At 68.5% G+C, this 14623-nt stretch carries 15 protein-coding genes; 3 read left to right on the forward strand and 12 right to left on the reverse strand.

Annotated features, from left to right (window positions below):
• Position 1: 1 nt before the first annotated feature.
• Together AC5P5M_RS02150 and trpB are read right to left on the reverse strand one after the other, a co-directional pair.
• A complete protein-coding gene (locus tag AC5P5M_RS02150; RefSeq protein ID WP_346479891.1) occupies positions 2–691 on the reverse strand; it encodes a hypothetical protein in 690 nt (229 codons plus the stop codon).
• Complete coding sequence (trpB, locus tag AC5P5M_RS02155) at positions 688–1905, reverse strand: tryptophan synthase subunit beta (RefSeq protein ID WP_053520073.1); 1218 nt, start codon at positions 1903–1905, stop codon at positions 688–690. The genes AC5P5M_RS02150 and trpB overlap by 4 nt, the downstream gene beginning before the upstream one ends.
• Before the next feature lie 96 nt (positions 1906–2001).
• Here trpB and AC5P5M_RS02160 point away from each other — a divergent pair, with 96 nt between their 5' ends.
• Positions 2002–2889 carry a LysR family transcriptional regulator gene (locus AC5P5M_RS02160; RefSeq protein ID WP_495205521.1) on the forward strand — a complete coding sequence of 296 codons (888 nt, stop codon included), beginning with the start codon at positions 2002–2004 and terminating at the stop codon, positions 2887–2889.
• 23 nt (positions 2890–2912) lie between these two features.
• On the opposite strand, the gene AC5P5M_RS02165 is transcribed toward AC5P5M_RS02160, so the two are convergent.
• The 8 genes from AC5P5M_RS02165 to prmB form a co-directional block, all read right to left on the reverse strand.
• Positions 2913–3569 (reverse strand): phosphoribosylanthranilate isomerase, encoded by a 657-nt coding sequence (locus AC5P5M_RS02165; RefSeq protein WP_053520071.1) that lies wholly within the window; start codon positions 3567–3569, stop codon positions 2913–2915.
• Entirely contained in the window at positions 3566–4336 is a 771-nt protein-coding gene (gene truA / locus AC5P5M_RS02170; protein WP_481504834.1) for a tRNA pseudouridine(38-40) synthase TruA, read from the reverse strand. The genes AC5P5M_RS02165 and truA overlap by 4 nt, the downstream gene beginning before the upstream one ends.
• A 32-nt stretch (positions 4337–4368) precedes the next feature.
• Positions 4369–4728 carry a VOC family protein gene (locus AC5P5M_RS02175; RefSeq protein WP_074900255.1) on the reverse strand — a complete coding sequence of 120 codons (360 nt, stop codon included), beginning with the start codon at positions 4726–4728 and terminating at the stop codon, positions 4369–4371.
• Positions 4729–4754: 26 nt separating this feature from the next.
• Positions 4755–6671, reverse strand: a complete 1917-nt coding sequence (locus tag AC5P5M_RS02180) for a motility hub landmark protein FimV (protein WP_481504835.1) — start codon at positions 6669–6671, stop codon at positions 4755–4757.
• A gap of 70 nt (positions 6672–6741) precedes the next feature.
• Positions 6742–7770: an aspartate-semialdehyde dehydrogenase gene (locus AC5P5M_RS02185; RefSeq protein ID WP_053516858.1), complete on the reverse strand. Its 1029-nt coding sequence runs from the start codon at positions 7768–7770 to the stop codon at positions 6742–6744.
• Positions 7771–7859: 89 nt separating this feature from the next.
• The gene (locus AC5P5M_RS02190) at positions 7860–8897 is read right to left on the reverse strand and encodes a 2-hydroxyacid dehydrogenase (RefSeq protein ID WP_279942567.1); all 1038 of its coding nucleotides are present in this window, start codon (positions 8895–8897) and stop codon (positions 7860–7862) included.
• Positions 8890–9993 (reverse strand): chorismate synthase, encoded by a 1104-nt coding sequence (gene aroC / locus AC5P5M_RS02195; protein ID WP_279942568.1) that lies wholly within the window; start codon positions 9991–9993, stop codon positions 8890–8892. The genes AC5P5M_RS02190 and aroC overlap by 8 nt, the downstream gene beginning before the upstream one ends.
• Complete coding sequence (gene prmB / locus AC5P5M_RS02200; RefSeq protein WP_053516852.1) at positions 9990–10919, reverse strand: 50S ribosomal protein L3 N(5)-glutamine methyltransferase; 930 nt, start codon at positions 10917–10919, stop codon at positions 9990–9992. The genes aroC and prmB overlap by 4 nt, the downstream gene beginning before the upstream one ends.
• A 122-nt stretch (positions 10920–11041) precedes the next feature.
• Here prmB and AC5P5M_RS02205 point away from each other — a divergent pair, with 122 nt between their 5' ends.
• Both AC5P5M_RS02205 and asd read left to right on the forward strand, forming a co-directional pair.
• Positions 11042–11692: an SCO family protein gene (locus tag AC5P5M_RS02205; RefSeq protein WP_065174897.1), complete on the forward strand. Its 651-nt coding sequence runs from the start codon at positions 11042–11044 to the stop codon at positions 11690–11692.
• The gene (gene asd, locus AC5P5M_RS02210) at positions 11689–12531 is read left to right on the forward strand and encodes an archaetidylserine decarboxylase (RefSeq protein ID WP_053516850.1); all 843 of its coding nucleotides are present in this window, start codon (positions 11689–11691) and stop codon (positions 12529–12531) included. Before AC5P5M_RS02205 ends, asd begins: the two co-directional genes overlap by 4 nt.
• Positions 12532–12592: 61 nt before the next feature.
• Here asd and AC5P5M_RS02215 read toward each other — a convergent pair whose 3' ends face one another.
• Both AC5P5M_RS02215 and AC5P5M_RS02220 read right to left on the reverse strand, forming a co-directional pair.
• Entirely contained in the window at positions 12593–12940 is a 348-nt protein-coding gene (locus AC5P5M_RS02215) for a ribonuclease E inhibitor RraB (RefSeq protein ID WP_053516848.1), read from the reverse strand.
• A 23-nt stretch (positions 12941–12963) separates the two neighbouring features.
• On the reverse strand, positions 12964–14574 hold the full coding sequence (locus AC5P5M_RS02220) for a transglycosylase SLT domain-containing protein (RefSeq protein ID WP_495205522.1): 1611 nt from the start codon (positions 14572–14574) through the stop codon (positions 12964–12966).
• Positions 14575–14623: the final 49 nt, after the last annotated feature.

Raw genomic sequence — 14623 nt, forward strand, 5'->3', positions numbered from 1 at the left:
GTCAGATACATCCTTCGATCAGGTCAACGGCGCCGCTGGCGCCCCAATGCATTCTGGATACGGTGCCATCCACGATCTCCACGCGGATCGCCAGATCGGAACCGGGGTCCTGCCAGAGCAGGGATTCTCCGGCGTCGGCATCAACGCCCAGGGCAGCTGCGATGACGCCCTGCGGCATCTGCTGCAGAACCTGCGCACGCGGCATGTCCAGGCGCAGTCCGAACGGCCCGGGCTGGGTCACCACCAGTCCCGAATCGTCGATCGGAGCCAGGTCGAAACGCACCACGTTGCCGTCCTGCACCAGCATCGCCACGCCCTCGGGCAGCGTGCCGCGCTCGTAATAGTCGCAGCGCCCGGCCGTCGCCTCGGCGAGGCCAGCCGAGTGCCACTGCGCCTCGGCCTGCAGTTCGCTGAAAGGCTGGCCGATCAGCACCTCGCCGGCATGGTCCAGCGCGACCGAAGCCACCGTCGGCGCGGCCCCGTCATCCGTGACCTCCCCTGCTGCAGGCAACGGTGCATCCTCGATCGGGTGATGGGCGGCATCGTCGTCGTTGCTGGCCACCTGGCGGGCCGGGGCGATGGCCGCCGGAGACGTCGCCGCGGGCGCCAGCACCGGCGGATCGGGCGGCGTGCAGCCGCCCAGCCCCACCGCCAGTACCAGCGCGCCGCCATGGCGCAGCATGGGCCTCACAGCACCAGCCCTTCGCGCGCGGCGATGGTATGCACGTCCTTGTCGCCACGCCCGGACAGATTGCACAGCACGATCTGGTCGCGCGGACGCTCGCGCGCCAGCTTGATCGCCTGCGCCAGCGCGTGGCTGGACTCCAGCGCCGGCAGGATGCCCTCGGTGTGTGCCAGCAGATGGAACGCCTGCAGCGCTTCTTCGTCGGTGATGCCGAGATAGCGCGCGCGCCCGCTGTCGGCCAGGAACGCGTGCTCCGGGCCGACCCCCGGATAGTCCAGGCCGGCCGACACCGAGTGGGTCTCGATGATCTGGCCGTCGTCGTCGCACAGCACGTAGGTGCGGTTGCCATGCAGCACGCCTGGACGCCCTGCTGCGATCGAGGCGGCATGGCGGCCTGTGTTGATACCGTCACCGGCCGCTTCGGCGCCGACGATCTCGACCTGGCGGTCGTTGAGGAAGGCATGGAACAGGCCGATCGCGTTGCTGCCGCCACCCACGCACGCCGTGATCGCATCCGGCAGCCGGCCATACTCAGCCAGCATCTGTTCGCGCGCTTCGCGGCCGACGATGGCATTGAAATCGCGCACCATGCGCGGATACGGGTCCGGGCCCGCCACGGTGCCGATGATGTAGAAGGTGTCCTGCACGTTGGTCACCCAGTCGCGCATCGCTTCATTGAGCGCATCCTTCAGGGTCGCCGAACCGGAGGTGACCGGCACCACCGTCGCGCCGAGCAGCTTCATCCGGTAGACGTTGATCTTCTGCCGCTCGATGTCGGTGGCGCCCATGTACACCACGCACTCCAGGCCCAGGCGTGCGGCAACGGTGGCGCTGGCGACGCCATGCTGGCCGGCGCCGGTCTCGGCGATGATGCGCGTCTTGCCCATCCGTGCCGCCAGCAGCGCCTGGCCGATGGTGTTGTTGATCTTGTGCGCGCCGGTGTGGTTCAGGTCCTCGCGCTTGAGCAGGATCTGTGCGCCGCCGACGTGGTCGCTCAGGCGCTGGGCATGATAGATCGGGCTCGGCCGGCCCACGTAATGAGCCAGATCGCGGTCGTAGGCCGCCTGGAACGCGGGGTCCTGGCGGGCCTGGTCATAGGCCTGGGCCAGCTCCTGCAGCGGACCGACCAGGGTTTCGGCGACAAAGCTGCCGCCATAGCGGCCGAAGTGGCCCTGGGCATCCGGGAAGGCGTGGTAGTCGGCAATGGGGGAGGCAGACATGGCAGGGACCGGTGATTCAGACAGGTGGATACTCTAGCGCACGGGTCATGACCGGAAAATGGATATTATCTGGCACATATCGTCAGGAAATCTCACATGAGCCGATCCCTGCTGCCGCCACTCAATGCGCTGCGCGCGTTCGAGGCCACCGCCCGTCTGGGCGGTGTGGGCCGCGCCGCGCAGGACCTGCATGTCACCCACGGTGCAGTCAGCCGGCAGCTGAAGCTGCTGGAGGATCATCTGGGCCTGGCCCTGTTCCAGCGCGCCGGGCGTGGCCTGCGCCTGACCGCATCGGGAACACTGTTGCAGGCGGCCTGCAGCGAAGCCTTCGCCGGCATCGAAGACTGCGTGCGCGAGCTGCGGCGGCCCGCGGCGTCGCCAGCGCTGGTACTGGGCTGCAGCGGCAGCGTGCTGGCGCGCTGGATGATTCCGCGCCTCCCCGCCCTGCAGGCCGCACTGCCCGGTGTGCGCCTGCAGTGGTCGGCACTGGACGGCAGCTTCACCGAGGCGCAGGCGGCACTGGATGCGGTCCTGCTGCTGGCGCAGGGGCCGTGGCCACGGGGCTGGCAGGTGCGCGAGCTGGCGCCCGAGCGGGTGGGCGTGGTGGTGGCACCGTCACATCCGGCGGCGCAGCGCCTGCGCCATGTGCCGCCCTCGGCACTGCTGCAGGAGACGCTGCTGCACACCAGCTCACGGCCACAGGCGTGGCCGACGTGGGCGCAGGCGCACGATCTCGACCCCGCCCGGCTGCGGCTGGGCACGGGTTTCGAACACCTTTACTACCTGCTGGAAGCGGCGGTGGCCGGGCTGGGTCCAGCGATCGCGCCGGAGCCGCTGGTCGCTGAGGAACTCGCGGCAGGCCGGCTGCTGGCCCCATGGGGTTTCGCCGCCACGGGCGGCTTCTGGGTCCTGGCGCGGCCGGAGGGCCAGGCCGACGCACGCGTCGACGCCCTGGCGGACTGGGTCGCGGCCCAGCTGAGGTAACGTGACGCCGCAGCCTCCCGGTCCTACTCCAGCACGGTGCAGTCGGCGCGGCGCACTTCCTCGACGAAGGTGCGCATCCTGTAGCCGTCCTTGATGCCCGGCTCCAGTTCAATGCCGCTGGAGACGTCGACGCCCCACGGCAGGGTCGCCAGCACCGCGTCGTACACATTGTCCGGGGTCAGACCGCCGGCCAGCAGGAATGGCCGATGCAACCCGGTCGGAATGCGGGTCCAGTCGAATGCAACACCGGTACCGCCACCGCCCCCCGGTGCATGGCTGTCGAACAGGAAGCCGGCCGCGCTCGGATAGCGCAGTTGCAGGGTACGCGCGTTGACTTCCTCACGTCCCCCCATCGCGACCGCCTTCAGGTAAGGCATGTTGAAGCTGCGGCAGAAGCTCTCGTCCTCCTCGCCATGGAACTGCAGCAGGGTGGGCCGCACGGTGCGCAGCACTTCGCGCACCTCTTCCTTGCTGTTGTTGCGGAACAGCGCCACCACGTCAACCATCGGCGCGATCGCCTGGCGCATCGCGCGCGCTTCGGCGGGCGCAACCCGGCGGCTGCTCTCGCGGGCGAAGATGAAACCCACCGCATCCACGCCGAGCTCGCCGGCCAGGCGCACGTCGCCGGCACGGGTCATTCCACAGAACTTGATGCGTGTACGGTAGTAAGAGCGGCTCATAGCGTGACCTCGGCGGGCAGATGCCAGTTGTCGGGGTACAGCGGTCCAAGAAACACCAGGCCCTGCGGCGGTGCAGTGGGACCGGCTACGGTGCGATCCCTTCCGGCCAGCAGCTCGGCGATCCACTCCACCGGTTTCTCGCCGCTGCCGACCAGGATCAGCGAACCGACGATATTGCGAACCATGTGATGAAGGAATGCATTGCCCTGTACCGCCACCTCGATCACCTCGCCGTGGCGGCTGACCTGCAGTGACTGCAGCTCGCGCCGCGCATGCAGGGCCTGGCACTGGACCGAGCGGAACGCGCTGAAGTCGTTCTCACCCAGCAGCGCCTGCCCGGCCGTGTGCATCAGCGTCGCGTCCAGTGCGCGACGCTCCCAGCTCAGCGTCTGCCGGTCCAGCGCCGGCCGTACTTCGCGATTGAGCAGCCGGTAACGGTAGCGGCGCGCCCGCGCTGAGAACCGCGCATGGAAATCCTCCGCCACCGGTACGCACCAGCGCACCGCGATCGAGCGCGGCAGGCGGGTGGTGGTACCCAGCATCCAGGCGCGCGGGTCGCGCACTATGTCGGTATCGAAATGCACGACCTGGCACTGGCCGTGCACGCCGGCGTCGGTTCGGCCAGCGCAGACCACCTGCAGCGGCGCGTCGGCCACCGAAGACAGGGCCTGCTCAAGACTGGCCTGGACGCTGGGACCGCCCTCTCCCAGGTTCTGCCAGCCTCTGAAATCGCTGCCGTCGTACTCGACGCCAAGCGCATAACGCATGTGCTACCTCGATGTTGCGGAGTGGACGACGCTCAGGCCGGATCGCGTTCCGACCAGACCGCCAGTTCATTGCCACCGGGTTCGACGAACTGGAAGCGGCTGCCGCCCGGGAAGGAGAACACCGGCCGCACCACCTCACCACCCGCCTGGCGCACGGCCATTTCGGCGGGGGCCAGCTGATCGGCGTACAGCACCAGCAGCGGGGCACCTTCAGTAGCGCGTTGCGGCTGGCCGCGGAAGAAGCCCCCCTGCAGGCGACCATCGTCGAAGGCGGTGTAGTCGCTGCCGTAATCGACGAACGACCAGCCGAACACCTTCTCGAAGAAGGCACGGCTGGCGGCCGGGTCGCGGGACGCGAACTCAACATAGTCGATGCGACGCTCGCGGGTCATGGCAGGGTCCTTGTCGAAGGTATCGGTCACGGCAGCCGGGCCAGCAGCTCGCGCGCCTGCGCCTGGCAGTCCGGGTCGCCCCCTTCGGCAACCTCCAGCAGCAGGGTACGCGCGGTCTGTGCGTCGCCCAGATCCAGGTAGGCGATCGCCAGCTCCAGGCGTTCCTGCCCAGCGCGGGGCGACCAGGTGTCGCCGGCATCCTCCACCGACGGGGCGTCGTTGTCCTGCAGATCGGCGGGCAGGTCGAACACGCCGCGGAACTGCGGCTGCTGCTCGGCATGCAGCGCGTAGTCCGGGACCGAAACCCCGGAATCGGCTTCCTGGGCCGTCGGCCGGCCAACACCCCTCTCGTCCACCGGTTCGTCCCAGCGCGGCAGGTCGGTCACGGGTTCCGGCAACGGTGCCTCGTCCTTGCCATCGCCCGACGGCTGCCCGTCCGTGCCGCCCGATCCGTCTTCGGATCGGGCGTCGGCGATCGTCGCCCAGGCCGGCATCGCCGGCTCCTGGCGCCCGCTGTCGGCATCGGCGGTAGACCACGCAGACTGCTCGGCCAGCGTATCGAGCGCCGCACCGGCCGGCACGGCCGCCGCCAGAGCTGCGGCATCGTCCTCCTCGCGCAGCGGCGGCAGCGGCGATGGCTTGCGACGGCGCAGCAACCATGCGGCGCCTGCCAGCACCAGCAGCACCGGCAGTCCCAGCCAGTACCACGGCGTTCCGGCGTCACGCGCGCCCGGCGCCTGTGCCAGCCGTTGCTGGGCCGCCGCCAGGTCGTTGTCCTTCATCGCGATCAGCGACTGCTGTTGTGCCTTCAGCGTCTCCAGTTCGGCCACACGCTGTTTCAGCTCGCCGATCTCGGCATCGCGGGTGGCGATGTCCTCGCGCGCCTGGCGAAGTTGTTCGTTGCCCAGCATGTCACCCTCGCTGCCGGCTCCGGTGCCGGTGGTTGTGCCCGCGTGCGCGGCGTCGGACGCCAGCGCCGGGGCGATCTCAAGTCGTGCCCCGGCCGCGGCGGCCGGAGAAGTGGCCCGCGCAGCGACCGCAGGTGCAGGAACGCCTGCCGGCTGCGGCACGGTACGCGCCTGCCGCCACTGCGCGGCGTGTTCGCGGACCAGGGCACCGGCTTCGGCCGCATCCACCGCCGCCAGCGCGTCACTGCCGGGCATGCGCAGTACCGCACCCTGTTTGAGCAGGTTGATGTTGCCCCGGATGAAGGCCTCGGGATTGGCACGCAGCAGCGCAATCATCGCCCGGTCGCGGCTGACCTGGTTGCCGCGGGCGACCGCGCTGGCGATCTGCGACAAGGTCTGCCCGCGCTGCACGGTAATGCTGCCATCGGCAGCCGGCGGCAACGACGGTGCAGCGGCAGCGCGCGGACGCACCGGTGCAGCCGCCGTGGTCGCACTGGCCGGCGTCCCGCCCTGTGCAGGCGCCGGTACCGCCGCCTCGGCGGGCGGATCGCGGGCGATGGTATTGGAGAGCGTGCCCGCCGGTGCGACGATTTCCGGTTCCGCCACGGCCAGCGCGCTGGAGGGCGCATCGATCAGGGCCGAATACTCGCGCACCAACCGTCCCTGCCCCCAGTCGGCCTCGACCAGGAAGCTCAGCGACGGAGTCTCCACCGGCATCTGCGAGGTGACCCGCACCACGGCCCGCCCCTGCGCATTGCGGGTCAGCTCGAACTGGAGCTCGCCCACCAGGCCGGTCGGCTGTTGCAGGCCGACACGTTCGAACGTGGCTGGCGATGCCAGCGCCACGCGCAGATTCTCCAGCTCCGAAGGATCGGCGGACACCACCGGAATCTCCGCCAGCAGCGGCTGACCGGGTCTGGACAGGACGCGGATGTCGCCCAGCCCCAGCGCGAACACCGGACTGCTGGCCAGAGCCAGCAGTGCGGCAGACAGATAGGTGAGCGGGCGCGATGCGCCCTTGGCCCGTTTATTCATGGGCGACACTATAAAGCGTGCGGACCGGGGTCCGCACGCACAGAGCAGCCCAGGGCGCCCGGGCTGTCGATCAACGCTGCTCGGCAGCGACCAGCTCTGCCAGCTGCACCGCGTTCAGGGCTGCGCCCTTGCGCACGTTGTCCGACACGATCCACAGATTGAGGCCACGCGGATGCGACAGATCCTCGCGGATGCGGCCGACGTACACCGCATCGGTGCCCGATGCGTGGGTGACCGGCGTCGGATAGCCGCCGGCTTCATGGCGGTCGACCACCTCGATGCCGGGCGACTGTTCAAGCAGCGCACGGGCCTCGGCCACGGTGACCTTGTCGCGGGTCTCGATCGCCACCGACTCGGAATGGCCGTAGAACACCGGCACGCGCACCGCGGTCGGGTTCACCAGGATGCTGTCGTCGCCCAGGATCTTGCGGGTTTCCCACACCAGCTTCATTTCTTCCTTGGTGAAGCCGTTGTCCTGGAAGTCGTCGATGTGCGGGATCAGGTTGAAGGCGATCTGCACCGGGAAACGCTGCGGATCGATCTCCTGGAAACTCAGCAGCTGGCCGGTCTGCTTGCCCAGCTCCTCAAGTGCGGAGCGTCCACCGCCGGACACCGACTGATAGGTGGAGACGTTGATGCGCTCGATGCCATAGCGACGATGCAGCGGCGCCAGCGCGACCAGCATCTGCATGGTCGAGCAGTTGGGGTTGGCGATGATGCCGCGCGGACGATTGCCGATCTGGTCCGGATTGACCTCCGATACCACCAGCGGGACGTCATCGTCGTAACGGAAGGCCGAGGAGTTGTCGATCACCACCGCACCGGCGGCGGCGAACTTCGGTGCGTACTCCTTGGAGACGCTGCCACCTGCGGAGAACAGGGCGATCTCCACACCCTTCGGATCGAAGCTCGCCAGGTCCTGGATCCTGACCTTCTCGCCGTTGAACTCGACCTCACCACCGGCCGAACGCTCGGAGGCAAGCAGGCTCAGGGTTCCGACCGGGAAACCGCGCTCGGCCAGGATGGCCAGCATGGTCTCGCCGACGGCGCCGGTGGCACCGACGATGGCGACATGGAAGCGGCGTTGTGCATTGCTCATGGGGGAACTCTCAAGAAAACGGATGGGAAAAATTCACGCACGACAGCTGGGTTCGGGGAACCTCCTCGGACGGAACGCGCGGAGGCTCCCTATCGTTTCCCGTTTTTTTTGCCCAGGGCGGCACGTGCGGCCAGCGCCGCGTCGGCATTGATCGCGCTCGGCATGTGCGCCGGCCCGCCGGCCAGGCCGAGCGCGGCCAGCAGGTTGTCCACGGCCCGCTGCACCATCGCCGTACGCGTGGCCAGCGAAGCGCTGCCGATGTGCGGGGTCAGCACGACGTTGCGCAGCGCCAGCAGTTCCGGGCGTACGGCCGGCTCGCCTTCGTAGACGTCCAGCCCGGCAGCGGCCAGGCGCCCATGGGCCAGTGCATCGGCCAGCGCTGTTTCGTCGACCAGGCCTCCGCGCGCGATGTTCACCAGCGTGGCCGTCGGTTTCATCTTCGCCAGCGCAGCGGCGTCGATCAGGTGGTGCGAGGCCGGGGTGTAAGGCAGCACGAGCACCAGATGGTCGGACTGCGCCAGCAGCGTATCCAGATCGACATAAGCGGCACCGACTGCTGCTTCGGCATCTGCTGGCAGTCGCGAGCGGTTGTGGTACAGCACCTTCATGCCAAAACCATGCGCTCCGCGACGGGCGATGCCCTGGCCGATCCGCCCCATGCCGAGAATGCCCAGGGTGCTGCCGTGGATGTCTGCACCGAGCATGGTCTGGAACGACCATTGCTGCCAGTGCCCTTCACGCAGCCAGCGTTCGGATTCGGTGATCCGGCGCGCGGCGGCCATCAGCAGTGCGAAGCCCAGATCGGCGGTGGTCTCGGTAAGCACGTCGGGGGTATTGCTGGCCAGGATGCCCGCCGCGCTGAGCGCGGTCACATCCAGGTTGTTGTAGCCCACGCCGACGTTGGCAACGACCTGCAGCCGCGAGGCATTGGCCAGCTCGGCCGCGCCGATACGCTCGTTGAGGGTGATGATCGCGCCATCGGCGCTGGCCAGTTGTGCGGCGATCTGCTCAGGCGACCACACGGTGACGGCGTCGGTGGTGCGCAGCTGCACGCGATCACGCAGCGGCGCGATGACCGCCTCGATCAGCGGCTGGCTCACCCACACCGTCGGCCGCGTTTCAGCCATCGACCTGCCCGGGAATGCGGGGCGTGATGGTGCCGACATCGCCGCATTGCGCGCGGTGACGCAATGCCTGGTCCATCAGCACCAGCGCCACCATCGCTTCGGCGATCGGCGTGGCGCGGATGCCGACGCAGGGATCATGGCGGCCAGTGGTGACCACTTCGACCACGTTGCCGGCGGTGTCCAGCGATGGGCCCGGCAGGCGCAGGCTGGAGGTCGGCTTCAACACCATCGACGCAACCACCGGCTGGCCGGTGGAAATGCCGCCCAGGATGCCGCCCGCGTGATTGCTGGCGAAACCCTGCGGGGTCAGCAGGTCACGGTGTTCGGTGCCCTTCTGGGCCGCGCTGGCGAACCCGTCGCCGATCTCCACGCCCTTGACCGCGTTGATGCTCATCAGCGCCGCCGCAAGCTCGCCATCGAGCTTGCCGTAGATCGGCTCGCCCCAGCCCGGGGGCACGTTGTCGGCAACCACGTCCACGCGCGCGCCGACCGAATCGCCGGACTTGCGCAGCGCATCCATGTACGCCTCCAGCTCCGGCACCTGCGCGGCGTGCGGCCAGAAGAACGGATTGTCTTCCACCGCCGACCAGTCGAAACCTGCAGGAGTGATCCCGCCCAGCTGCGACAGATACCCGCGCACGGTGACGCCGAAGCGCTCGGACAGCCACTTCTTGGCGACCACGCCCGCGGCCACGCGCATGGTGGTCTCGCGCGCCGAGGAACGGCCACCGCCCCGCGGATCGCGGATGCCGTACTTGTGCCAGTAGCTGTAGTCGGCATGGCCCGGCCGGAACTGCTGGCCGATGTTCGCGTAGTCCTTGCTGCGCTGATCGGTGTTGCGGATCAGCAGCGCGATCGGCGTGCCGGTGGTCAGGCCCTCGTACACGCCGGACAGGATCTCGACCTCATCGGCCTCGCGCCGCGCCGACGTGTGCCGGCTCTTGCCGGTGGCACGGCGCTGCAGATCGTGGGCAAATTCGGCCGCGTCCAGCGCCAGCCCGGGCGGACAGCCATCGATCACGCAGCCGATGGCCGGCCCGTGCGACTCGCCGAACGTGGTGACGGTGAACAGCTTGCCGAACGAATTGGAGCTCACGGCCGTTGCGCCGCCAGTTCGGTGATGCGGGCGCTGTGGGCGATCAGCTCGCGGCATTCGACCGCGAAAATGCCCATCTGCCCGACCTTGAACTCGATCCAGGCGAAGTCCACTTCCGGCAGCAGCTTGACCAGGTGCTGCTCGGACTCGCCCACTTCGCAGATCAGCAGGCCGTCCTCGCTCAGGTGCAGCGGCGCATCGCGCAGGATCTTCAGCACCAGGTCCAGGCCGTCATCGCCGGCACGCAGGCCCATTTCCGGCTCGTAGGAATATTCCTGCGGCAGGGCATCGGTCTCGTCGTTGGTGACGTACGGCGGGTTGGTGACGATCAGGTCGTAATGGCGGCCGGTCAGGCCACTGAACAGGTCGGACTTGATCAGCGTGACGTTGTGCGCCTGCAGGCGCTCCTTGTTCTCTTCGGCCAGCGACAGTGCGTCGTCGCTCAGGTCCACTCCGTCCACCTCCCAGTTCGGGTAATAGTGGCCCATGGCGATGGCGATGCAGCCCGAACCCGTGCACAGATCCAGCGCGCGGCTGACGTCGCGGCCGGCCAGCCATGGTTCGAAACCACACTCGATCAGCTCGGCGATCGGCGAACGCGGCACCAGGGCGCGCGCGTCGCTCTTGAAGCTCAGGCCGGCGAACCACGCCTCGCCAGTCAGGTAGGCGGCCGGGATACGTTCGTCGATGCGGCGCTGGAACAGCTCCAGCACCCGCACCTTTTCCTCCTGCAGCAACCGCGCCTGGCCATACGCCGGGCCCAGGTCATGCGGCAGGTGCAGGCTGTGCAGCACCAGTTGGGTCGCCTCGTCCAGGGCGTTGTCGTAGCTGTGCCCGAAGGTCAGCCCGGCGGCGTTGAAACGGCTGGTGCCGTAGCGGATCAGGTCGATGATCGTGTGGAGTTCGGCGGCCGTTTCAGCGGTCATGGCGGTACTGCGGGCAAAGTGGCCCCCGATTATAGGGGCTGGCGCCTGCGCCGGCATCCGTTGCGACGGAAACGATCAGGCCGCAGCCGGTATGATGGGGACCACTTCGCGCGGGGGCTCCCATGTTCAATCGCAACGTCGGCATCATCCTGCTGATCGCCCTGGCGGCGGGCCTGGGCCTGCTCGCCGCGCAGCAGGTCTTTGCTCCGAAGCCCCCGGCCGGCCAGCCGGCCACCGAAGCGATCACCCTGTACCCGCAGCCGCGCGAGCTGCCCGACTTCAACCTGGCCCAGTCCGATGGCACGCGACTCATTCCGGGCGAGTTGAAGGGCCATTGGACCCTGGTGTTCCTGGGGTTCACCTTCTGCCCCGACGTGTGCCCGACCACCCTGGCCGAACTGGCCGGTGCGCAGCAGCAGTGGGAAGCACTGCCCGACGGGCTGCGTCCGCGGGTGCTGTTCGTCTCCGTCGACCCCGAGCGCGACAGCGCCACCCGCCTTGGCGAGTACGCGCACGGCTTCCACAAGGACACCCTGGCGGCCACCGCCGACGTCCCTTCGCTGGAACGCTTCGCCACCGCACTGGGCTTCGTGTTCCAGAAGGTGCCGGGCAAGCATTTCGACGAGAATCCCGAGGATTACACCGTCGAGCACTCGGCCAGCCTGGCCGTGCTCGATCCGCAGGGCCGGCTCGCCGGCCTGGTGCGGCCCCCGTTCAACGCGCCGGCGATCGCCCGCGACCTGCAGAAGCTGACCGAGAAAACCGCCCCATGAGCCTCACCACCGCCCTGACATACGCCCTGCCCCATCGCCTGTTGTCCTCGATGGCGCGCTCGCTGGCGTACTCGGACAACCCGCGCGTGTCGCGCTGGCTGATCGACACCGTCAGCCGCAGGTTCAACGTCAATCTGGACGAAGCCGCCAACCCCGACCCGCGCAGTTACGCCACCTTCAACCAGTTCTTCACCCGTGCGCTGAAACCGGGCGCACGCGTGGCCGATGCCGATCCGCGCACCCTGGTGATGCCGGCCGACGGCCGTGTCAGCCAGCTCGGCAACATCGAGGCCGGCCGCATCTTCCAGGCCAAGGGCCAGTCGTTCACCGCCGCCGAGCTGCTGGGCAGCGCCGAGGACGCCAAGCCGTTCAACGACGGCCTGTACGCGACCGTCTACCTGTCCCCGCGCGACTACCACCGTGTGCACATGCCCTGGACCGGCACCCTGCGCGAGACCGTGCATGTGCCAGGCCGCCTTTTCAGCGTGGGTCCGGCCGCCGTGGCAGGCGTGCCACGCCTGTTCGCACGCAACGAGCGCCTGGTCTGCCATTTCGATACCAGCTTCGGCCCGATGGTGAGCGTGATGGTCGGCGCGCTGCTGGTCTCCGGCGTGGAGACAGTGTGGAGCGGCGAGGAGATCCCTCAGTACGGTGACCGCATCACCCGCAAGGACTATCGCGGCCAGGGCATCCGCCTGGAGCGCTTCGCGGAGATGGCACGCTTCAACTATGGCTCGACCGTGGTCGTGCTGCTGCCGCCGGGCGTGGCGGAGTTCGCTCCACACCTGGCGGCGGAGTCACCGGTGCAGCTCGGCCAGGCCCTGGCCACGCTGCGCTGACAATCCCGCCACCGGGTTGCTGCGCAGCGCCGGGCACGCGCCCGGCACTACGCACAGGCCCCTACTGCAGGGTGGGGGCCGGGCCGACGTCCATGCCGTCGTAGTCTTCCACACCCATCTGCGCTGCCAGCGCTGCCAGCTCCTGGTTGCGGCGATCCAGCGACGCTTCGTCGTGGACCTCCACGCGCTCCACATGCAGCACGTGGAACGGCGCGTCCCCCTCGTCCGGCTCCTGCTCGAACACCTCCACCAGGGTGTAGCCCTGCGCCTGCAGATGCGCGGCCAGTGCCTGCAGCGGCTCGGCAGTGGAATGCACGAAGAAATAGCCCCACAGCAGCGGGCCGCTGATGTCCCAGTCGGTGTTTTCGCGCAGATTGGCGAACAGGTTGCGGGTTGCTTCAAGGTCCATGGCAGTTCCAGAGGTCGTGGAGATTACTTTTCGCAGCCCTGCAGCTTCAGCACCTGGCCGTGGCGCAGGCTGTAGGCCGGTGCCTTCAGACCGTTGGCGCGTGCCAGCGTCGGAACGTCGCACTGGAACTTGGCCGCGATGCGGCCCAGCGTCTCGCCGCGGCCGACCTTGTAGCTGCGTGCCGGCTTCGGTCGCGCGGCCGGTGCCGGCCGAGGCGCGGACACTGCCGCCACCGGTGCGGTCGGTACGCTGGTCGAACTGGCTGCATCGGCCACCGGCACCACGCCGCCCACCGCCACGCTGCCGGTGTAGCTGGCAGCGCTTGGCCGCACGATGGCGGCATTGAGGTCGGCCGTGATCAGGGTGCGCGCCAGGTCGGCACGCGGTCCGCTCACGCAGTTGCGCTGATACAGGCTCGCGATGCGGGTGGTTGCGTTGATCAGGGTGCCGGCCGGAATCCAGCCATCAGCCTCATAACGCGGATTGAGGTTGCGCAGCGCACGCATGTAGCCATCACGGGTGCCGTGGCTGCCCAGGCAGATCGTCAGCTCGTAGATGGTGGTCGAGCGCGCCAGACGCAGGGTGGCCGGCTGCGCGCTGATCTTCGGGAACTCCACGCCGTACTGCTGGGGGTGCAGGAAGATCCACGCCGCAGCAATCACCATCGGCACGTAATCCTTGGTTTCACCGGGGAACTGGTTGTAGACACGGTCGACCCAGAAGCTCTGCCCCGGATTCTCGCGCGCCACGCGCAGGGCGCGCCCTTCACCCCCGTTGTACCCGGCCAGCGACAACTCGATGTTGTTGTTGAGCTCGCGCATGCGCTCGTTGAGATAGGTCGCACTGGCTTCAGCAGCGCTGTGGGCATCAAAGCGGGTATCGAAACCGGTGCCGTCCGGACCGAGGCCGAAACGCCGCCCGGTGGCCGGCATGAACTGCATCAGGCCGGCGGCGCCAGCGCGCGAGGACGCATGTACGCGCCCATTGGATTCCTTGGCCATGATGCCGAACAGGAGCGCTTCGGGCAGGCCGCGCTTCTCCCACTCCGGCCACATCACGGCACGCAGGTTCTGGTAGTTCTCGTAGCTGGTCAGCAGCGCCGGACGCATGTCGGTCAGCCAGCGGCGGATGCCGGCCTGGACGGCCGGGTTGTACTCGACCATGTTGTCGAAGGCGTGCCGCTTGTCGTTGAGCAGTGCCGCTGCGCGTGCGGCTTCCGGCACGTCGGCGGTCAACGGACCGATATGGTCGGGGTCGGCTTCCAGCCGCTCGGCGGGCAGTTCACCGCCCTCGTCTTCCGCGGCCGCATCGGCATCGCGCTTGAGCAGGCGCTTGTAGGTGGCCAGCATGTTGCTCATCTGGCAACCCTTCTGCTTCACGCACTCACTGATGACATCCTCCATGTCCTCCAGCGCCGCGTCGGCCTCGTTGCTGCCCTTGGGGTCGGCGTTGGCCACCAGCAGCAGCGCATCGCTGTAACGCTTCTCGGCAGCCGTCATGCGCTGCTGCAGGGCATCTACCTTCACTTTGTCCCGGGCGGAAACCCGCTGGGCGTGGGCATCGGGGGCCAGGGAAACCAGGCCAGCCAGGGCCAGCAACGGCCAGGTGCGGGAAATCAGGACAGGAACGGGCATTTTTGGCACTGTGTGCGAAACAGGCAGGCAGAGTAGCGGCGCCGCCAAG

This window comes from Stenotrophomonas sp. YJH_SMC_106-19 (assembly GCF_059368375.1).

Excerpts from the sequence above, each read along its gene's own strand:
- asd (WP_053516850.1), top strand. The coding sequence starts at position 11,689 with ATGAGCCTCACCACCGCCCTGACATACGCCCTGCCCCATCGCCTGTTG.
- AC5P5M_RS02215 (WP_053516848.1), bottom strand. The coding sequence starts at position 12,940 with ATGGACCTTGAAGCAACCCGCAACCTGTTCGCCAATCTGCGCGAAAAC.
- prmB (WP_053516852.1), bottom strand. The coding sequence starts at position 10,919 with ATGACCGCTGAAACGGCCGCCGAACTCCACACGATCATCGACCTGATC.
- AC5P5M_RS02165 (WP_053520071.1), bottom strand. The coding sequence starts at position 3,569 with ATGAGCCGCTCTTACTACCGTACACGCATCAAGTTCTGTGGAATGACC.
- AC5P5M_RS02160 (WP_495205521.1), top strand. The coding sequence starts at position 2,002 with ATGAGCCGATCCCTGCTGCCGCCACTCAATGCGCTGCGCGCGTTCGAG.
- AC5P5M_RS02190 (WP_279942567.1), bottom strand. The coding sequence starts at position 8,897 with ATGGCTGAAACGCGGCCGACGGTGTGGGTGAGCCAGCCGCTGATCGAG.
- AC5P5M_RS02175 (WP_074900255.1), bottom strand. The coding sequence starts at position 4,728 with ATGACCCGCGAGCGTCGCATCGACTATGTTGAGTTCGCGTCCCGCGAC.
- trpB (WP_053520073.1), bottom strand. The coding sequence starts at position 1,905 with ATGTCTGCCTCCCCCATTGCCGACTACCACGCCTTCCCGGATGCCCAG.
- AC5P5M_RS02185 (WP_053516858.1), bottom strand. The coding sequence starts at position 7,770 with ATGAGCAATGCACAACGCCGCTTCCATGTCGCCATCGTCGGTGCCACC.
- AC5P5M_RS02220 (WP_495205522.1), bottom strand. The coding sequence starts at position 14,574 with ATGCCCGTTCCTGTCCTGATTTCCCGCACCTGGCCGTTGCTGGCCCTG.
- truA (WP_481504834.1), bottom strand. The coding sequence starts at position 4,336 with ATGCGTTATGCGCTTGGCGTCGAGTACGACGGCAGCGATTTCAGAGGC.
- AC5P5M_RS02205 (WP_065174897.1), top strand. The coding sequence starts at position 11,042 with ATGTTCAATCGCAACGTCGGCATCATCCTGCTGATCGCCCTGGCGGCG.
- AC5P5M_RS02180 (WP_481504835.1), bottom strand. The coding sequence starts at position 6,671 with ATGAATAAACGGGCCAAGGGCGCATCGCGCCCGCTCACCTATCTGTCT.